At 58.2% G+C, this 18,902-nt stretch carries 14 protein-coding genes; 3 read left to right on the forward strand and 11 right to left on the reverse strand.

The features are described 5' to 3' along the window. Positions 1–31: 31 nt before the first annotated feature. From G3M56_RS02530 to G3M56_RS02540, 3 genes are all read right to left on the reverse strand, one after another. Entirely contained in the window at positions 32–718 is a 687-nt protein-coding gene (locus G3M56_RS02530; RefSeq protein WP_164365684.1) for an SDR family oxidoreductase, read from the reverse strand. Between the two features lie 117 nt (positions 719–835). Further along, entirely contained in the window at positions 836–3,655 is a 2,820-nt protein-coding gene (gene alaS, locus G3M56_RS02535) for an alanine--tRNA ligase (RefSeq protein ID WP_164365685.1), read from the reverse strand. Positions 3,656–3,823: 168 nt separating this feature from the next. Beyond that, complete coding sequence (locus tag G3M56_RS02540; protein ID WP_164365686.1) at positions 3,824–4,294, reverse strand: Fur family transcriptional regulator; 471 nt, start codon at positions 4,292–4,294, stop codon at positions 3,824–3,826. A gap of 312 nt (positions 4,295–4,606) precedes the next feature. On the opposite strand from G3M56_RS02540, the gene ppdK reads away from it, so the two are divergent. After that, positions 4,607–7,360 (forward strand): pyruvate, phosphate dikinase, encoded by a 2,754-nt coding sequence (gene ppdK, locus G3M56_RS02545; protein WP_164365687.1) that lies wholly within the window; start codon positions 4,607–4,609, stop codon positions 7,358–7,360. 427 nt (positions 7,361–7,787) lie between these two features. Here ppdK and G3M56_RS02550 read toward each other — a convergent pair whose 3' ends face one another. Both G3M56_RS02550 and G3M56_RS02555 read right to left on the reverse strand, forming a co-directional pair. Further along, positions 7,788–8,996 carry an IS256 family transposase gene (locus tag G3M56_RS02550; RefSeq protein WP_235203327.1) on the reverse strand — a complete coding sequence of 403 codons (1,209 nt, stop codon included), beginning with the start codon at positions 8,994–8,996 and terminating at the stop codon, positions 7,788–7,790. A 251-nt stretch (positions 8,997–9,247) separates the two neighbouring features. Beyond that, on the reverse strand, positions 9,248–10,033 hold the full coding sequence (locus G3M56_RS02555) for a hypothetical protein (protein ID WP_164363027.1): 786 nt from the start codon (positions 10,031–10,033) through the stop codon (positions 9,248–9,250). 180 nt (positions 10,034–10,213) lie between these two features. On the opposite strand from G3M56_RS02555, the gene metX reads away from it, so the two are divergent. Both metX and gatB read left to right on the forward strand, forming a co-directional pair. Further along, a complete protein-coding gene (gene metX, locus G3M56_RS02560; RefSeq protein ID WP_164363029.1) occupies positions 10,214–11,440 on the forward strand; it encodes a homoserine O-acetyltransferase MetX in 1,227 nt (408 codons plus the stop codon). Positions 11,441–11,605: 165 nt separating this feature from the next. Then, the gene (gatB, locus tag G3M56_RS02565; RefSeq protein ID WP_164363031.1) at positions 11,606–13,063 is read left to right on the forward strand and encodes an Asp-tRNA(Asn)/Glu-tRNA(Gln) amidotransferase subunit GatB; all 1,458 of its coding nucleotides are present in this window, start codon (positions 11,606–11,608) and stop codon (positions 13,061–13,063) included. A 75-nt stretch (positions 13,064–13,138) separates the two neighbouring features. Here gatB and G3M56_RS02570 read toward each other — a convergent pair whose 3' ends face one another. The 6 genes from G3M56_RS02570 to G3M56_RS02595 all read right to left on the reverse strand — a co-directional run bounded on the left by G3M56_RS02570 (position 13,139) and on the right by G3M56_RS02595 (position 18,402). Then, positions 13,139–14,161 carry an alpha/beta hydrolase-fold protein gene (locus tag G3M56_RS02570; RefSeq protein ID WP_164363034.1) on the reverse strand — a complete coding sequence of 341 codons (1,023 nt, stop codon included), beginning with the start codon at positions 14,159–14,161 and terminating at the stop codon, positions 13,139–13,141. Positions 14,162–14,260: 99 nt separating this feature from the next. Next, entirely contained in the window at positions 14,261–15,322 is a 1,062-nt protein-coding gene (locus G3M56_RS02575) for an A/G-specific adenine glycosylase (protein ID WP_164363036.1), read from the reverse strand. Beyond that, the gene (locus G3M56_RS02580; protein WP_164363038.1) at positions 15,319–15,945 is read right to left on the reverse strand and encodes a GNAT family N-acetyltransferase; all 627 of its coding nucleotides are present in this window, start codon (positions 15,943–15,945) and stop codon (positions 15,319–15,321) included. The genes G3M56_RS02575 and G3M56_RS02580 overlap by 4 nt, the downstream gene beginning before the upstream one ends. A gap of 149 nt (positions 15,946–16,094) precedes the next feature. Further along, positions 16,095–17,135: a hypothetical protein gene (locus G3M56_RS02585; RefSeq protein ID WP_164363040.1), complete on the reverse strand. Its 1,041-nt coding sequence runs from the start codon at positions 17,133–17,135 to the stop codon at positions 16,095–16,097. After that, the gene (locus tag G3M56_RS02590; protein WP_164363042.1) at positions 17,125–17,640 is read right to left on the reverse strand and encodes a hypothetical protein; all 516 of its coding nucleotides are present in this window, start codon (positions 17,638–17,640) and stop codon (positions 17,125–17,127) included. Before G3M56_RS02590 ends, G3M56_RS02585 begins: the two co-directional genes overlap by 11 nt. A 24-nt stretch (positions 17,641–17,664) precedes the next feature. After that, complete coding sequence (locus G3M56_RS02595) at positions 17,665–18,402, reverse strand: hypothetical protein (RefSeq protein ID WP_164363044.1); 738 nt, start codon at positions 18,400–18,402, stop codon at positions 17,665–17,667. Positions 18,403–18,902: the final 500 nt, after the last annotated feature.

Raw genomic sequence — 18,902 nt, forward strand, 5'->3', positions numbered from 1 at the left:
GGCTCGAGGAGAGGCCTCAGGCGCTATTCTCTCAGGCTTTTTGATCGATGCTGCGCATTTGGATGTCGCCGATTTCTACGTGGGCTGGGGCATCGATCATTTGGATAATGGCGTGGGCGACGTCCTCCGGGCTGAGCATTTTGATGGAGGCCCGTTGGTCGGCGAGCTGGGCTTCGCGACCGTGGAAGTAGTCGTTGAGCAGCGGGGTGTCGACAAAGCCCGGTGAGATGCTGCCGACGCGTACTGGGGATCCGGTGGCGCGGAGTTCGCCTCGCAGCGCTTCGGTGATGGCACGGACGGCGAACTTGGTTGGCGAGTAAAACCCACCACTTGGCGGCACGCGCCAGCCGCTCATGCTCGAGACGTTGATGATGGTGCCGGATGCGCGTCCCTCTTGTTTGAGGAATGCCTGACAACAGGTAGCCAGTGAGCGCACGTTGATTTTCCACATCTCGTCCCATTGGTTGGGATCCCCGGAGGAGATGGGGGAGAGCCAGGCTTTGCCCGCGCAGTTGACCAGCACATCGATTGGCGGAGCCTTGGCGAAGATCTTATCGGCAGCGTTGTCTCGGGTGAGGTCGGCGCGGATGCCGGTGACGCCCTTGGGCAGGCGTGAGGTGTCGCGCGAGACACCAAGGACGGTTTCTCCGCGGTCGACGAGCGCGAGGGCCAGGGCGCGACCGATGCCGCTGGATGCGCCGGTGATGAGGATGGTCATAGAAGTTTGCTGGTGTTCAGTTTTCAGTGACCTCGAATCGTTGGCGTGCTGGTGAGCTGTGAGGTTGGCAGCCCTATAGGATTTATTGGTCCTATAGGGCCTATTGCTCAAACTCCACTACGCCAGCGCCTCTTTTGCGGCGGCGGTGAGCTCGTCGAGCTTCTCGCGCTGAGGAGCGGCGCCGCGGGCCTGGTCTGGCTTGCCTCCGCCCTTGCCGCCTGCGGTGGCGGCCAGGTTGCGGATCAGGTCACCGGCTTTGTGGCCAGCCGCGAGGGCTTGGTCACCGCAGAATGCGCCGAGATGGAGTTTGTCTCCGTCGTCGACGATGAGGAATCCGGCACCGCCGAACTGACGCTTCTTAAGGCCGTTGAGCAGCTCTTGGAGGAGTTGCGGTGTGCCCTCGGTGGCGAGCACGATATTGCCGCCCTTTTCGACAAGTTCGCTGATGGTGGCGTCTGCTTGTTTCGCAGCGGCGCCGACCTGGGCCTTCTTAAGCGCTTTCTCTGCTTCGATAGCGGTGTGGCGGAGTTTGTCGAGGTGCTCGAGGCTTGCGTTGAATGCTGCGTTGATGTTGTCGAAGCCGCTTTCCACGAGCAGTCCGCCCATGATGTGCGGGAAGTCTTTCACAGCGAAGGTGTCTTGCTCCAGCGCGGTGAGTTGCTCGTTGATGGCTTCCACCTTGTCGCGCAGGACGCGTTCTTCCTTTGTGTTTTCGTCCAACTGGCCCTGGATCCACGACCAGGCGGCATCGCCGCAGAGTGCTTCGATACGGCGCACACCAGCGGAGATAGCGCCTTCGCTCTTGATCTTGAAGAGTCCGATGTCCTTGGTATTGGTGACGTGGGTTCCTCCGCAAAGTTCCATCGAGTAGCCGTTGAGTGCTTGGGCTTCGCCTCCGATCTGGACGACACGCACGACGTCGCCGTACTTGTCGCCGAAGAACTGCATGATGTCGTCGCGCTTCTGGACTTCGGTGTGTGGTACTTCTTTCCACGAAACCGAGTGACCGCTTTCGATGGCACCGTTGACCAGCTTTTCGATCTCGGTGATCTGCTCAGGCGTGAGGGCGCTGGAGTTGAAGTCGAAACGCAAGCGGTTGCGGGTGACCAACGACCCTTGCTGTGTGGCGTCGGACGAGACGGCTTTGTGGAGTGCCCAGTGGAGCAAGTGGGTTGCGCTGTGGTGGGCTTCGATCGGGCGGCGGCGCGCTGGATCGATGGCGAGTGTTACTTCATCTCCCACGGCCAAGTCGGCGTCGGCGGCCACCGCGTGGGCGCGGGCCTGACCGAGCTGCTGGACGAAGTCGACGGCAATCTCGGTGCCGTTCTTGGTCAGGGTTCCCTGGTCGCCGTGCTGACCACCCATCTCGACGAAGAACGGCGTCTTGTCGGTGATGACGAAGCAGTGGTCGTCCTGCTGGTGGATCTCGGTGACGGTGGCGGTGGTTGTGTCCTGGTCGAAGCCGACGAACTCAGTCACGGCGTCGGTGGCGATTTCCGCGGCGCGGACCAGTTCGCTGGAGCGGGCGGCGCGGCCGAGGTCGCGCTGGTGTTCCATCAGCTGGTTGAAGGTGTCCATGTCGACCTTGAGGCCGCGCTCGGCGGAGAGCAGCTGGGTGAGGTCGATCGGGAAGCCGAACGTATCGTAGAGTTTGAACGCGACATCGCCCGGGAAGGTGGAATCGGTCTCGGTGGCGGCTTTTTCGAACATGGCGAGCCCGCGGTCGAGAGTTTCGTTGAAGCTGGTTTCCTCGCGGTCGAGGGTTTCGATCACCGCCTTGCTGCGGGTTTCGATCTCTGGGAAAACAGACTTCATCTCTGCCACGAGAACTGGGACCAGCTCGGAGAGGAATGGCTTGTCGCCGGTGAATCCGAGTGTGCGGCCGTAGCGGACGGCGCGGCGCAGGATGCGGCGCAGCACGTAGTTGCGCCCGTTGTTGCCTGGCAGGATCCCATCGGCGATCGAGAACGAGAGCGTACGGATGTGGTCGGCCACCACGCGGAAGGCGATGGCTTTCTTGAGCGCATCGTCGTGCGAGTCTGGGTTCGATCCCGGAGCCGGGTAGATGTCTTCGTATTTGTTGCCGCTGAGTTCTTCGAGCTTGGCGAAGATCGGGGCGAAGACGTCGGTGGCGTAGTTGGAGACGCGCTGCGAGAAGTCGGTGAAGTTTTTGGTGCGCTGGATCATCGAGACCACGCGCTCAAAGCCCATGCCGGTGTCGACGTGGCGGGCTGGCAGTTCGCGGAATGATCCATCGGCTTCGGCGTTGAACTGAATGAAGACGAGGTTCCAGATCTCGATGCACTGGTCCGAGTCCTGGTTGACGAGTGCGCCTTTGGTGTCGCCATTCGGGGTGAGGTCGAAGTGGAGCTCCGAGCACGGTCCGCATGGCCCGGTTTCCCCCATCATCCAGAAGTTGTCCTTCACGTTGCCATCGACGACATGGACTTTTGGATCGAGACCTTTGCTTTCAAAGAGCTTGGCCCAGATGTCATAGGCCTCTTGGTCGAACTCGCCCGGATCGTTGGCGTCTTTGTTCGGGCGGTAGACGGTGGCGTAGAGGCGCTCGGCAGGGAAGCCCCAGCGCTCGACGATCAATTCCCATGCCCAGGCGATGGCTTCGGCTTTGAAGTAGTCGCCGAACGACCAGTTGCCGAGCATCTCGAAGAATGTGTGGTGGTAGGTGTCGTAACCGACATCGTCCAGGTCGTTGTGCTTGCCACCTGCGCGGATGCACTTCTGGGTGTCGGTGGCGCGTCCCGGTGAGAAGTCGGGTTTGTCGGTGCCGAGGAAGTACGGCACGAACTGGTTCATCCCGGCGTTGGTGAAAAGCAGGCCTGGGCTCTGTGGCATCAGGGATGCGGACGGCACAATGGTGTGCTGCTTTTCTTTGAAGAAGTCGAGGAAGCTTTGCCGGATCTGTGACGAGGTGCTCATGGGACGGATAATGATTGGTCTGTCATTATCCGCGGGGATTGGGCGAGGTCAACGGGTGTCCGAGGCGAAGTGTGACCGCGCTCCAAGTTTAAGTTGAAGCGGTTAGTCGGCGGTGGCGCGGGGCTGCGCGGTAGATTTGCGGCCCTGTAGTGCCGAGGCGCATGCCGGTTAGGCTAAGGCTGGATCCTCTTCCGGGCAGTCGGGGCAGATGCCGTAGAAGACGAGTTCGTGGGTGAGGTTGCGGTAGCCGGACTCCGACTTGAGGTGGTTTTCCAAGTGCTCGACAGGACAGGCTGCGGGGATTTTGGTGATTTTCCCGCAGGTGGTGCAAAGGAGGTAGTCGCCGTGGTGGCCGGGTCGCAGTAGTTCGAAGTACATGGCGCGCTCGTGCATGCCGAGCTTGCGAACGACTCCGGCGCGCTCGAGCTTTTCGAGCATGCGGTAGATGGTGGCCGGGTCGCAGCGGGAGTCGCTGGCGATGCGTTCGCTGATTTCGGCGATGGTGACAGGGAGGTCGGACGAGGCCAGGGCGTCGAGGACCTGGGTCAGAGCGGTGGTTTTCCGCATGCCAAGTTTGCGCAGCTTGGTGATGATGGCGCTGGTGTCGGGAGCAGGGGAAGATGTCTGGTGGTCGTGCATGGTTCCGGGGCGGGCCGCTGTGACTTTTTTGATCGATTGGTCGCGGTAAAAGTACGTGAGGGATGGCCGAAAATAAAGGCTGAAGGGCGTGCGGCGTCAATGAGGCAAATGGGCGCGCGAGGTCCGCTGATTGGCGGGTTTGAGCACTTATTTTCCGATTTGGTGAAAACTTCCAGCTGGCGGTTTATTCTCAAACCATTGGAGAATTGACTCAAAAATCTGGGCAATTAGTGTTCGATCGGATTTGATGTGTTACCCCAGCCAAAGACGGCTTGGGTAACTCAAATCGGCTAACGAAAAACTACCAATACTATGGCAGAATCGAATAACAATTCGCCCGCAACAGAGGCCGCCCGCGTGATCGAGGGCAAGAACGTTTATTTCTTTGGCGGAGGACAGGCTGACGGCGACGGCACCTTCCGTGAACTCCTTGGTGGCAAAGGCGCCAACCTTGCAGAGATGAGCCGCATTGGCCTTCCAGTGCCTGCCGGTTTCACCATCAGCACCGAGGTCTGCACCTACTACTACGATAACGGACGCACGCTCCCAGCGACTCTCGACGACGAGGTGAAGGAGAACCTCGGCAAGATCGAGGAGACCATGGGCAAAAAGTTCGGCGACGTGAACAACCCACTGCTCCTCTCGGTGCGCTCGGGTGCCCGTGACTCGATGCCAGGCATGATGGACACCATCCTCAACCTGGGTATCAACGACGAAGTCGTGGCTGGCCTCGCCGCCAAGACCGGTAACGAGCGTTTCGCTTACGACAGCTACCGTCGCTTCCTCCAGATGTACGGTGAAGTGGTGATGGGCGTCGAGCAGTACGAAGACGAGCATCACGATCCATTCGAAGCCATCATCGACGCTGCTTGCGAAAAGCGTGGCGTGGCTGTCGACACCGGCCTCACCGGCGAAGACCTCAAGGGCATCGTGGAAGCGTTCAAGGCACTGATCAAAGAGCGCACCGGCAACGATTTCCCACAGGACCCAATGACCCAGCTCTGGGGCGCAGTGAAGGCTGTGTTCACCTCTTGGAACAACGACCGTGCGAAGGTTTACCGTCGTAAGTACGGCATCCCAGCCGAGTGGGGTACCGCAGTGAACGTCCAGGCAATGGTGTTCGGTAACAGCGGTCAGACCTCCGGTACCGGTGTGGCATTCACCCGTGACCCGGCTTCCGGTGAGAACGTGTTCTACGGTGAGTACCTCGTCGACGCCCAGGGTGAAGACGTGGTGGCAGGTGTGCGTACGCCGAAGCCAGTCGCGGAAATGGTCAACGACCTTCCAAAATCGTACGAGGAGCTCCTCGAAGTGCGCCAGAAGTTGGAGAACCACTTCAAGGACGTGCAGGACCTTGAGTTCACCGTTGAAGACGGCAAGCTCTACATCCTTCAGACCCGTAACGGTAAGCGTACCGGTCTCGCAGCCGTGCACATCGCCATCGACATGGTGAACGAAGGCCTCATCCAGAAGGAAGACGCCATCCGCCGTATCCCGGCAGAAGACCTTGAGCACATGCTTGCTCCTATCTTCGACGCCAAGGCTGAGCGCGAAGCCAACAAGATCGGTAAAGGTCTGCCTGCAGGTCCTGGTGCCGCTTGTGGCCGCATTTACTTCCACGCTCCAGACGCAGTGGCAGCAGCCGCTCGTGGCGAGAAAGTGGTTCTCACCCGTGTTGAGACCTCCCCGGAAGACCTTCGCGGCATGATTGCTGCTGAGGGTATTCTTACCAGCCGTGGTGGTGTTTCCTCGCACGCCGCACTCGTTGCCCGTCAGATGGGTAAGATCTGCGTCTGTGGTGCTGCTGAAGTGGAGATCGACTACGCAAACGCGACCGTCAAAGCTGGCGGCGTGACCATCAAGGAAGGTGAGTACATCTCGATCAACGGAACCACCGGTGACATCTACGCTGGTGAGATCAAGACCGCTCCAAGCCGCGTGGTGCAGGGCCTCATCCAAGGTGATGCAGAAGCCATGAGTCACGACGACTACAAGAAGTTTGCACAGCTCATCAGCTGGGCGGACGAACTGCGTAAGCTCAACGTGCGCACCAACTCCGACTCGCCTGAGCAGGTGAAGAACGCAATCGCGTTCGGTGCTGAAGGTATCGGTCTTACCCGTACCGAGCACATGTTCTTCGAAGGCGACCGTATCGACGCTGTGCGTGAGATGATCCTTGCCGACAGCGAGAACGCACGCCGCGAGGCAGTGGCCAAGCTTCTTCCATACCAGAAGGAAGACTTCGTCGGTATCTTCACCGCACTTGAAGGCCGCCCAGGTACCATCCGTTTGCTCGATCCACCACTTCACGAGTTCCTTCCTCACACCAAGGAGCAGCAGCTCGACCTGGCCAACAAGATGGGCATCCAGGTGGAAGAGATCATGCGCCGTGTGGCTGAACTCCACGAGTTCAACCCAATGCTTGGTCACCGTGGTTGCCGTCTCGGAATCGTCTTCCCTGAGATCACCGAGATGCAGGCACGTGCGATCCTCGAGGCCGCTGCTGAAGTCGACGGCGCCAAGCCTGAGATCATGGTGCCACTCGTTGGCTTCAAGAAGGAGCTCGACCTCCAGAAGGAAGTGATCGACACCGTGGCTGGCGAAGTGCGCGAGAAGTACGGTCTCACCGAAGACCAGCTCGCATACACCGTCGGAACCATGATCGAGGTGCCACGTGCAGCTCTGACCGCTAACGAGATCGCTGAGACCGCCGAGTTCTTCTCGTTCGGAACCAACGACCTCACCCAGACCTGCCTCGGCATGAGCCGCGACGACGCTGGTGGATTCCTCAACGAATACCAGGAGCAAGAGATCGTGACCACCAACCCATTCGCTAGCCTCGACCAGACCGGTGTCGGTCAGCTCGTGGAAATGGGTGTGGAGAAGGGCCGCTCGACCCGCCCAGGCCTCAAAGTGGGTATCTGCGGTGAGCACGGTGGTGACCCGAACTCGGTCAAGTTCTGCCACAAGGCAGGTCTCGACTACGTGTCCTGCTCGCCATTCCGTATCCCAATCGCCAAGCTCGCCGCCGCTCAGGCAGCGCTTGCGGAGAAGGAAGGCAAGTAATTCAATCCAGTCGCGCGGGGCGATCTGTTCGCCCCGTGCCGACGGTTGATTTTCAGCACCTCCCGTTGCAGACGTCTGGCGTCCGCGGCGGGAGGTGTTTTTTTAAGGTTTTAGGTGGTTAGGTTTTTAGAGTTTTACGAGGGGCGTGGGGGCTGGGCTGCATCGCTCACGGGCCTCATCGAGTTCTTTGTCGCTATCGGAGATCCCTCGGTTGAGCGCCGTAGGTGCGTTCCATCGTAGCCCACGGCACCGCCGTGGGGAAAACGGGGGGGATGCGATCAGCCCCGAAGGGGCGGTCTAATGTGGCGAGCAGTTGTGCCGCCCTTGCAGGGCTCGATCTTGTGGGTTTTGTCATCCCATGGCGTTGCCATGGGCTTCGTTGGGTTATGTACGTCAAGTTCTGCAAAAAGGGTTTGATGGATGATGATCAGGCTGCGGACGTTTGATTTGAAGTAAGGCTGAGCTTTTGGGCTTCTTTGAGGTGATCCATGTTCAGGTAGCGGTGTTGATCGATCCACTGCTCATGGACTTGATGCGTGACAGCCCGGATTAAACGTTGGGCTGCAGCCTGGTTGGGGAAGGTTCGGATAATGTGCGTACGACGCTTAATCTCCTCATTGAGTCGCTCGAGCATATTCGTGCTTTTGAGATGCTTGTGATGCTCTCTGGGAAGTCGATAAAAGGTGAGCGTTTCTTCGATCTCACTTTCGACCCAGTCACAGAGCTTGTGGTATTTGCCTCCCCACTTCGCCAACCATGCCCGCAGATCCTGACGCGCTTCATTGATGTCTCGACGGTCATAGATCCAGCGCAGCTCGGTGCAGCAGTCGTCGTCATGCTTGCGAGGTAGATGATCAAGAGCGTTGCGAAGGAAGTGGACGTAGCAGCGTTGCCACAGCGCCTCGGGAAGCACTTCGCTGATAGCTCGTCGCAGGCCGGCATGGTTATCAGTCACGCAGAACTCAACACCCGTCAGTCCGCGTTGCTTGAGTTGAAGTAGGAAGTTCTTCCAGCTGCTTCCGCTTTCCCTTTGATCGAGCTCGGTCGCAAGGACCTCCCGTCGGCCATCCCAACTGATGCCAATGGCGATCAACACAGCCTGGCTGCGCACCACGCCGTTCTCTCGAACCTTTTCGTAGCGGGCATCCAGGATGAGGTAAGGATAAGCGTGGTTGAGCTTGCGTCGGGCAAAGTTCTCAAGCTCTTCGTCCAACGTTTTGTTCAGCCTGCTTACCACACTGGCGCTAACTCGGTGACCACAGAGCTCTTCGGTGATCTGCGCGACTTTACGTGTCGAGACGCCCTGCACGTACATTTCGATCAGGGTGCTTACCAAAGCCTTCTCGCTGCGTTGATAGCGATCGAAGATCTCGGTGCTGAAGAGTCCGTCGCGATCTTGAGGGACGCGCAGCTCGATCCTTCCTACCCGTGTCAGGAGACTGCGTTGATAACTGCCGCTGCGATAACCTCGGCGTCTGTCGCTGCGTTCTGACTTTACCGCCTGGAGTGTCTCGTTCATTTCTTCTTCGAGCATCTCCTGCATCAATTTCTGAACCAAGGGCCTCAGAAAATCTTCCTGCTCGGCAAGAATACTTTTCAACTGCGGCGTTGTGGTCTTATCTGGTCGTGGGGTCATGGTGTGACGATTAGGGGTTCTTGTTTTGTTAAAAACCTAATCAATCATCATGACCCTTTTTGCAGAATCTTTGGCACACTACCCTTCGTTGGGGCGCGCCTTTGGCGCTGGGAGCATGGGCGTGGATTCTGGTTTCCCTGAGCTGGGCGATGGGGGGGGATAGGACGGACAGCAGGGGCGTTGCCACAAAAAAACCACCCGCTGGCGATGGCCGGCGGGTGGTCGGTATGACTTAATTCAGTGAGCGGCGCTTACTTGAACTCGACGGTGATGGTGTCGTCGGCTTCGATTTTGAGGCCGTCGATCTTCTTCGAGAGTTCGCGCAGGGTGTCGACGTCGTCCATGGCTTCCGGCGAGTCGAGCATTTCAAGGGCTTCCTCGTTGGCGAAGACCTTGCCCACGTCCACCGACATGATGGTGATCTTGTTGCCGTCGACGTGATCTGCGTCGGTCTTGACGATTTCGCCATCGACTTCAAGAGCCATGGTGATCTTCATTCCCTGGACCATGCCGGCCATCATCTGCATCTGCTGCTTCTGAGCGGCCTTCATTTCGTCGGTCATCTCGGGAGTCTCTTCTTTTTCGCCCTTCTCGGCGGCTGGCTCTTTCGGGAGCTTGATGGTGAGTTTGTTGGTGTCGCCTTTTTCGAACTCGAAGCTCATGGAGTCTGCGTTTTCGTCATCGCTCATTACGCCCTTGAGTTTCGAGATGTCCTCGAACTTGTAGCTGGCAACGATCTTCATGCCGCCGTCCGCGGTGTCTTCGGTGGTGAGGCCGACGTATTCGACGCCTTCGCCCATGCGTGCGACCTTTTCCTTATACTTGGCTTCGTTGGTGAGGTCGTTTTCGCCTTCACCCATTTGGCCTTTCATCATGCCGGCCATTTGGGCACCGATGACGGTGGTTTCGGTGATGGTGCCGCTGCCGTCCTTGCTGAGCTTGGTGTTATTTTCCTGCTCGAAGCAGCTGGTCATGGCGAAGGCGGTGGCGATGCCTGCGGTCAGTGCGGCGAGGCGTTTGAGGATATTCAATTTCATGGGTTCACGAGGTTGATCTCCGCGGATTCGGAGGCGGTGGTATGTTGGGATAGGAGGGGGAGTCCCGGCAAGTGTTTGTTTGGCGCGATTCTGGTAGGATTGACGAGGGAATTTGCGGAGAGAAATTTGCGCGGCTCCAAGGTTGCCTGCCGTGTTCAATGCCCGATAGTGGAGCTCGCTATGTCAGATTCGGAGACCAAGAGCCAAGCCACAGAGGCGGCAATCGAGTCCGTCAATGGAGTGGTGGAGACCCGCTTTTTCCGCCACACCGGACCGGAGGGGAAGGGTGTGCAGTTTGCTGATGGCAAGGTGTTGCCAGAGGTGACCTTGGCGTACGAAATGTACGGTGAGCCGAATGCTGACAAATCGAATGTGATTTTGCTTTTCCACGCGTTGTCTGGCGCGCATCACGCGGCTGGGATCAACGAGTCACTGAGCGCGGAGCACGATCCCGTGTTGGAGCGGCGCTGGACGTCCGAGCTGCATCTCGGCTGGTGGGATCAGTTCATCGGACCTGGCCGCGCGCTGGATACGGAAAAATACTGCATCGTCTGCGCCAACTACCTCGGCCATTGCTATGGTTCGACAGGACCTGCCTCGACCAACCCGGAAACCGGGAAACCCTATGGCTCCGCGTTCCCCGAGCTGACCATCGCCGACGTCGTGCGATCGCAGGCTGCATTGCTCGACCACCTCGGTGTGGACGTGCTGCATGCCGTGGTCGGCCCTTCGGTGGGCGGGCTGATGGCACAGAACTTCGCCTGGATCTACCCGGAGCGGGTGAAGATCGTGATGCCGATCGCGACCGGCTGGAAGACCACGGTCTACAACCGACTCATATTGTTCGAGCAGATCCTGGCGATCGAGAACGACCCGCACTTCAACAGCGGCGACTACTACGACGGCACCCGCCCCGAGTACGGACTCGCTCTGGCGCGGATGATCTCCCACAAAACCTTCGTCCACCTGGATGCGATCGAGCGCCGGGCCCGCCGGACCATCGTCCAGCCGGAAGGCCAACTCGCCTGGTACGAGGTGCGCGACCCCTTCCAGTCGTACATGCTCTATCAGGGGAAAAAGTTCGTTGAGCGCTTCGACGCCAATACGTACCTCCGCATCATCGACATGTGGGCGCGCTTCGATCCGGTGCGCGATTCCGGCTTCGAGACCGTGTCCGAGTTGTTTGCCGGCGCGCGTGAGCACAATCACCGCTACCTCGTGTTTTCGATTGATTCGGATTTCTGCTTCTATCCGGAGGAGCAGCAGGAAATCGTGCGCCACCTTGAGGCCAACGACGTCCGTTGCATGCACATCACCGTGCATTCCGATAAAGGGCACGACTCATTCCTGCTCGAGCCTGAGCTTTTCACCCCGCACATTGCCGCTGTCCTGAACGGGCAGGTTTAGGTGAGGTTGAATTGGCGGACTCCGGAGCGGCTCGCACTCCGGATTTGTTCGCCCTTTCTCTGGCACATCAGGTCAATCGGCATATAGTCATCGGGCGCGCGTGCCGGGCGGACGAAGGTCGGCTACGGTGCCCCTTTTCGATCGAACCCAACTTTCCTCAGTACCGTGAACTACCTCGTTACCATCGGCCTCGAAGTCCACTGCCAGGTCAAGACACAGACCAAGATGTTCTGTTCCTGCCCAACGAGTTTCGGCGATGAACCCAACAGCAACACCTGCCCGGTGTGCATGGGCCTGCCTGGCGCACTGCCGGTGCTGAACAAGCGAGCGATCGAGAAGACCATCGTTGCTGGCATGATGCTGGGCTGCACCACGCCGACGATCAGCAAGTGGGACCGGAAGAACTACTTCTATCCGGACATGCCGAAGAACTACCAGATTTCGCAGCTGCATGCGCCGCTGTGCGATGCGGGCTCGGTCACACTCGACGTGCTGCATTACCCTAAGGACGTGCAGAAGCAGATCAAAGGCGAGCCTCGCGTGATCCGTCTCGACCACATCCACCTTGAGGAGGACGTGGCGAAAAGCACCCATGCCGAGAAGCGCAGCCTGATCGATTTCAACCGAGCTGGTACGCCGCTGATGGAGATCGTGTCGATGCCGGATATGGAGACCCCGGAGGAAGCTGTGGCTTACCTCAACGCGCTGCGTCAGATCCTTGTCTACGGCAACATTTCCGACGCCGACATGGAAAAGGGCCAGATGCGCTGCGACGTCAACGTGTCACTGCGTCCGAAAGGCCAGCAGGAACTCGGTGCCAAGATCGAGCTCAAGAACCTCAACTCGATTTCCGCGGTGCGCCGTTCGTTGTACTACGAGATCGAGCGTCAGGCCGAAGAGTTGGACATGGGCATCGAGCAGGTGCAGAGCACCCGCCGCTGGGACGACGACTTGGGCGAGACACAGTTGATGCGTACCAAGGAAGACGCGCATGACTACCGTTACTTCCCGGATCCGGATCTCCCACCGGTGGAGACCACCGCGTTGGTGGAGTCGGTGAAGCACGAGGTGCCGGAACTTCCGGCAGCGAAGCGCGAGCGCTTTGTCGAGCAGTTCGGTATGACGGACTACGATGCCGCGGTACTGACCGCCGAGCGTCCGTTGGCGGATTACTTTGAGGCTGCGGCCAAGGGCTGCAAATCGGGTAAGAAGCTCGCCAACTGGGTGATCAATGAATTGCTCGGCCGCATCAACGCGGAAGATCTGACGATTGACCAGTGCCCTGTGACTCCGGAGAAGTTCGCCGCATTGGTGGCAATGATCGATGAAGGCAAGGTCTCGAACAACCAGGGTAAGGAGGTTTTCACCGTGTTGTGGGATGCTCCGGGTCAGGAACCGGCCGCCATTGCCAAAGAAAAGGGCTTCGAGCAAGTCTCCGACACCGGAGCCATCGAAGCGCTGGTCGACGAAGCAATCAATGCCAACCCGGACAAGGTCGCAGAGATCCAGGGCGGTAACGAAAAGCTCGTCAACTGGATCACCGGCCAGGTGATGAAGGCGTCGAAGGGCAAAGCCAATCCGCAGGTCGTCACTGGTATGATCCGCGAGAAGTTGCTCGGATAATCCGGGGCGGCCGTGCCTGATGAAAGCCTCCGACCTACGCTCAGGGCGACGTAGGCCGGTCGGGCATTGGCATCGTTACATGCCGACCCATTCCAGCGCTTTGCGGAAGTTCTCAACGGAGGGGTAACTGTGCCCCATTCCTTTGATGTCCATGAATTGGTACTGCATGCGGTTGCGGTGCCAGTCCTTCGATGTGTTGAGGATGTGCTGGTAGTTATAATCCTTGTCCCCCGAGACTACCATCCACTTGATCTCCTTGCGTTTTCCGCGAGTGAAGTCCTTTTCGGTGAGGCCGGAAAAGTGAGAGCTCATCCGCAAGTGATTGCCGGGAAGGTAGCTTTGCGCCGCGTAACTCAGGGCTCCAACAAATTTGTCCGGAAACATGGCGGCTGTGAAGAAGGCCATGTGCCCACCTCCTGAACCTCCGCCAACAACGCGTCTCTCAGGATCGATTTTATAATCTCGTTCGATCATGGTGTACGCATCGATCGAGAGGCAAATGCGGCGGAGCATTGCTTGATTATTGCCTGCTCCGTTAACCGAAACCGCGATGACCTTCATTTCGTCGAAGATCGGATGCCATGCGCGGTCAATATAAGCGTTGTCACCCGAGTGGATGTTCAAGTAGAGGCCGTATGGTTCGCTGCCGTCATAAGATGGAGGTACGTAGATTGAGCAGGTGTCTTTTTCCAAGTCACGAGCCATCCATTGTTCCGGACTACTCTTTTTAATATCGTCCCAAGCGCCATTTTCGAACGCCGTCAAAACATCTCTGCGATCGGATGTTTTGTAGTATTCCTTCCATTCAGGGAAAAGCCGGGTGTCGATCGGCTTGTGGTCCATTCTTCCGACCATCCCCTTGAGCTTTTCCGTCTGGGCTTGTTTGTATTCCGCTACCCACTGCTGGTCCGCCTCGGAGAATTTGGCAAGTGGTACCGTGTAGTCCTTGCCTCGCATGTTAATGACAATCTGGTCGTCACCTTCCAAGCGGACGAATTCGGCGTTGATGGACTTTCCATCCGCGTTGGTCCAGGTGCGGGCATGGAGTGGAGCTGCGGTGATGGCCGCAACTGCTGTGAGTAGAAGCAGGCGTTTCATGGGGTGGGTTGAGTTGCCTGCTTGTTATCAAGTGTTTCTATAATGTTAACCAGAGAAATCTAGGTGTGGGCCCCTGTAGTGACCCTAATGTGCAGTTTTCTAACCTGTGAGGTTGCTAGATGGGGTTCGGACCTCCTTCATCAGAGCGTTGACCGCTTTGCGGAAGGGGGCAGCCATCGGCAGGTCGGCGAGATTTTCCCAAGCGATCCAGCGGTCGCCCTCTGCCTGGGCGATCTCCGCCGCACTCATCTCATACACCGCCAATTGCACCCGGTGGTGGGTGATAGCATAACGGGCTTCGTAGCAAGGCGATGCACTGCCGAAATCTTCAACCGGGCGTAGAGGCAGTTTCCACAGCCCCTTGCGACGACTGCCTTGCTCGTGGTGGAGCAGGATGGCCTCGTGTTGCCGGTCGATGGCGAAAACCGCGTGTTCGGCAAGCTCGACCGTGGCGCGGCGGGGCTTTTTGTGGGGCAGTGGTTCCGGATCGTGGCCGAATTGATAGGTGGCACACCATTCTCCAACCGGGCAATCTTTGCAGGCGGGGGATTTCGGGGTGCAGATGCGCTGGCCGAGCTCCATCAGAGCGGAATTAAATGCTCTCGGGCGGTCGGTGTCTACCAGTCTGCCAGCGGTGCTCCAGATGAAATTCTGGCCGGCCGCGTTGTCGCTTAGTCCCTCGAAATGGGTGAGCCTGGTAATGACACGGATGCCGTTGGCGTCGACCACCGGGGCTGGGCGGTCGTAAGCGAACGAGTAGACGGCGCCGGCTGTGTATCGGCCGATTCCGGGAAGATCGAGTATGGTGTCGAGCGCCTCGGGGAACTGCCCTCCGTGATCGTGGACGATCGCTTGAGCCGCCTTTTGCAGGTTGCGTGCGCGGTTGTAATAGCCGAGTCCCTCCCAAAGCGAGAGAACCGTCGATTCGTCTGCCGCAGCGAGCTCGTGGACTGTTGGGAAGCGTTCGAGCCAGCGCGTGTAGTAGCCACGGTCGAGAACCGTCGCTACCTGGGTCTGTTGGAGCATCATCTCCGAGACCAGGATCGCGTAGGGATCGGTCGTGCGGCGCCATGGGTAGTCCTTGGCATTGAGATGAAACCAATCGACCAGGGCGTCACGGAACGCTGAACGGTTCCGAAGAGCGAGGGTTGTGTTGCTCATGTGTTTGGGAAGAGTAGCGGCTCAAGTTGCTTCATGCGCTGGCCAACGGCGCGCTGTGTGGCCGAACGGGATGCGAGCAGGCGCTGTGCCGGGATCAGCGGCCACTCTACAATGATCTCACCGGCCTCCGCTTTGCTGGTGCCTCCCATGGCACCGAGCCAATGGAGTGCGGGTTTGTTCTCCGGGCGTATGTGGGCTACGAATTCCCGGATGTCCCGATGCCGGGCGATGGTCCAGAGTAGAGCCAGGAGCAAGGTGCCGAGGCCTTGGTTTTGATAATGATCTCCTATGGTGATTGAAAACTCAGCGCAATGAGCGGGCTGGTTGCTGCTCCAGAAAGAGGCTCCGCCGAGGCCGGGGATCCACGGGCGGTTGGGGTCGATCGCAGCCCAAACGACGTCGTGGATTTGGTCCGCAGTGATCAGGCGGGTTACAACTTTATCGCTGAGGTGTTGTGAGCGGGTCCAGAACCGGCTCATCCTTGCCTCGGGGGAGAGTCGATCGAATGCATTGTGGCAACGCTGCCGGTCATCCTTGGTTGGAGTGAGAGGGCGCAACAAGAGCTCGCCACCCGAATGGAACGGAATGACAAGGGGAGATTTCGGCTGCAGCGGCGTGGACATGAATCGATGGAGCAATACACAACCAGCGTCGACCGATCAATGCTGAGCGTTGACTCATTCGCCGAAAGTGGGGAGATCTGCCTCAGAGCCGACAAAAAAGCCGCCCTCCGGAGAGTACTCCGGGGGCGGCTATGAGATGGATTGGTGGCTTATTCAGCGGTCCCGACCTGACCGTTCACCGTGATGCGGCGATCGTAGGAGAAGGAGACACTGAGGTGTTCCACAGGCACCGGATCGAGGCCTTCCGCTTGTTGGGTGACCCGGAGGACGTAGTCGCCCGAGCCGGGGAGGTAATCCGCAAGGTTGGCGATCTGGATCTGACGGAACTGGGGCTTGTCGCCAATCACCGTGCCACTGAGGATTTCAGTGGTGGTGCTGGTGGCATCCACGATCTCCACACTCCAATCATCTTTGGCGTAGAGGTTGTTCATGTTGATCTTAATCGGCTTGAAATTGCGGTAGATCTTGCCTGGTTCGATGGTTGCGTCGGGGTCCAGAGCAATGGTCGCGACCGGCCAGATTTGGACGGAGCAGGTGTCCGCCACGATTGCCGGTCCGCCGTCTGCTGCGGGTTCCCAGATGCTGAAGGTTTCCGTTCCTCCGACGACAGTCCAGTCATCAACTACAAAGCCAGAGCTGTAGGAGACCGAATTGCTCATCATGGTGGCCAGTGTGGACGAGACGTCTGTGGCCGATGCGTAATCGGTGGTGTAAGCCGGTGGGTGCTGGAAAGACTCTGGCTCGTAGGGCTCCAGATTGTAGAGCATCACAAGGAGGTTGGCTGCCGCGTCGTGATAGGCGGGGCTGATGCCGTCGATCTGCACCGAGTACCCTACGTCGACCCGTGTCCGTGGCTTGGTCGGGGTGTCGTTGGGATCCGGTGTGACCAGAGTGATCTGCGGACTGTAAATCCCGTTGACGATGGTGGTGTCGAGTAGCTTTTGCTCGCCGGTGGTCTTGTTGAGGGACCACAGCTCGAAAAGTGAATCACCATAGAGGATAGGGAGTGGAGCCACGTCGGTGCCCTGCTTGGCCAGATTGGTCAACGAAGCACGGACCTCTTCCCCAAACTCGTTGGTCTGGATTTGAATGATGATATTCTCGTAGTTATCATCAGTGCTAAGGGGATTCGCCGTCAGGGGGATGGCGCTTAAGGCGAGAGCCCCAAGAATAAGGGGATTATTTTTCATCGGATTCTTTGGCTCGAGGTGGAAGGACGGAGACTGGGTTGTTGTTGTAGGTCGCGATGGCGACCAGTTGGGCCTTCGCGAGGTGGTCTCGCTGCGGTCCGGTCAGAGGAGTGGTGCCTTTGATGGTGTTGACTGAGACCGGGTAGTTTCTCAGCCAGGCTCGGTTGTGGCGCAGGAATTCAGGCCACGAGACGTAGGTGCCGGTGGCCTTTTCCGGGATCCGGTAGGCGTGGGTTTCTGGAAGTGCCAGAATCGACAGCGCGGGAACCAGGGTCCATCGTTGGCCGTCGGAGAGCACCTTCATGCCCTTGAACATAGAGCGGCCCTTGTTGGGGAGGTTGAACTCGGGGCCGTCGCGACCCGGGCCGGAACGATCGAGCTGCTTCGCTCTGGCGACGATGGTCTGCTTTTGCAGCTGCGCCTTGGATTTGCTTCTGGCCTGAGCTTCAGGCAGTCCGGTGAAGGACACTGCCAGCACAAAGGCGATGAGATGAACTTGCTTCATGGTTTCCGATGGGGGGAGGGAGGGTTATTGGGGCAGTTCGGAGAAGGTGACCAGGACGCAAAGGTCCTGCAGATCCCATCCGCTGGATCCGTAGTTGTTAAAGTCCCACAGGTAGATCACATCGTGAGGACCAAGTGTGATCAGGCCGGTCTCGCTGCTGATGTAGGGAGAGAGGTAGTCTTTCACAGACGCTTGGATCTCGTAGGCTGGATCGAGCTGTGGGGCTGAGTCTCCATCCCGTAAGACAACGACATTTGGGGTGACGTCCCAAGTGCGGTACCAGTCCGACCAGCTGGTACAGTCGGCCCCCCAGTTCATGCCTCCTTGGCCGGCTGCATCGATCACGGTGCCCTCGGCAACATTTTTCTGATACACCACCGCTGATGGGTCGACGTCATAATTGTTGCCGAAGAAGATCTCCTCCCAACCCGTGCCGGTGTAGAGCGAGCCTTTGACGTGATAGAACTTGGTCTTGGTGCCCCAGCCTGAGCCGATGACACGGACTTCGGCGCGGATGTTGCGCTTGGACTGCAGCGACTTGCCCTCGAAATTGATCATGTCGTCCAGGGTCAGCGGGTACTGCACCTGCCAGGAGATGTCAGGGACGTCTCCCACACTCACCGTTTGGGCAGGGGTGGAGATTTGCCCAACCCAGTTGTTGGTGTTGGTGCTCTCCGACGATCCCAAGGCGCTGGGCAATAGGCTCAGCGTGGTCGCTGTTGCGGCGATCCAAAGGGGGGAGAATGAAAGTTTGTTGCTCATGGCTTTTGGGGGGAGAGGGATTCACAGAATCCCGAGCGAAAACCGGGGTTGTTTTATGGTTTTTAGAGTGGCTCGGGGGTGGGTTGGCTTCGGTCGGTATGTCGATTGTGTAGTTTTTTCGAGGGCAGGCGCTTTGTGGTTCGTTGATTTCACTGGCCTGAGCCTCGGGTGCTAAATTTCAATAGGCTATTCCTAGGAGTTGAAGATGAGTGGGTGGTGTGCGACTAGGGGGGCGCTCACAAAAAGAGTATTTCATCAACCGTCTACGAACTAAATTATCTAGACGGATTCACCCGTTCAAGGTTCTGCCATAAAATAAACGGGGTTTATTTTTATGGTTTTTATGGCGATTGTTGTAACTATTGTTTTATCTCTTAATTATAGTTACATTTCGCATTTCTTTAGAAATTTGATGACGCGTTTTTTAAAATCCGAATCTCTCGACGTGGTGTTGATGCACGTTGGGTGACGTGTGGGCTAACGAATGTGGGGGCTAGAAC

The sequence above is a fragment of the Sulfuriroseicoccus oceanibius genome, from assembly GCF_010681825.2.
Taxonomy (GTDB): Bacteria; Verrucomicrobiota; Verrucomicrobiia; order Verrucomicrobiales; family SLCJ01; genus Sulfuriroseicoccus; species Sulfuriroseicoccus oceanibius.

What these genes read in the sequence shown, in the direction of transcription:
- alaS (WP_164365685.1), bottom strand. Translation starts at nt 3,655, where the DNA reads ATGAGCACCTCGTCACAGATCCGGCAAAGCTTCCTCGACTTCTTCAAA.
- G3M56_RS02585 (WP_164363040.1), bottom strand. Translation starts at nt 17,135, where the DNA reads ATGAAAAATAATCCCCTTATTCTTGGGGCTCTCGCCTTAAGCGCCATC.
- G3M56_RS02555 (WP_164363027.1), bottom strand. Translation starts at nt 10,033, where the DNA reads ATGAAATTGAATATCCTCAAACGCCTCGCCGCACTGACCGCAGGCATC.
- G3M56_RS02570 (WP_164363034.1), bottom strand. Translation starts at nt 14,161, where the DNA reads ATGAAACGCCTGCTTCTACTCACAGCAGTTGCGGCCATCACCGCAGCT.
- G3M56_RS02530 (WP_164365684.1), bottom strand. Translation starts at nt 718, where the DNA reads ATGACCATCCTCATCACCGGCGCATCCAGCGGCATCGGTCGCGCCCTG.
- G3M56_RS02540 (WP_164365686.1), bottom strand. Translation starts at nt 4,294, where the DNA reads ATGCACGACCACCAGACATCTTCCCCTGCTCCCGACACCAGCGCCATC.
- G3M56_RS02590 (WP_164363042.1), bottom strand. Translation starts at nt 17,640, where the DNA reads ATGAAGCAAGTTCATCTCATCGCCTTTGTGCTGGCAGTGTCCTTCACC.
- metX (WP_164363029.1), top strand. Translation starts at nt 10,214, where the DNA reads ATGTCAGATTCGGAGACCAAGAGCCAAGCCACAGAGGCGGCAATCGAG.
- G3M56_RS02550 (WP_235203327.1), bottom strand. Translation starts at nt 8,996, where the DNA reads ATGACCCCACGACCAGATAAGACCACAACGCCGCAGTTGAAAAGTATT.
- G3M56_RS02575 (WP_164363036.1), bottom strand. Translation starts at nt 15,322, where the DNA reads ATGAGCAACACAACCCTCGCTCTTCGGAACCGTTCAGCGTTCCGTGAC.
- ppdK (WP_164365687.1), top strand. Translation starts at nt 4,607, where the DNA reads ATGGCAGAATCGAATAACAATTCGCCCGCAACAGAGGCCGCCCGCGTG.
- G3M56_RS02580 (WP_164363038.1), bottom strand. Translation starts at nt 15,945, where the DNA reads ATGTCCACGCCGCTGCAGCCGAAATCTCCCCTTGTCATTCCGTTCCAT.
- G3M56_RS02595 (WP_164363044.1), bottom strand. Translation starts at nt 18,402, where the DNA reads ATGAGCAACAAACTTTCATTCTCCCCCCTTTGGATCGCCGCAACAGCG.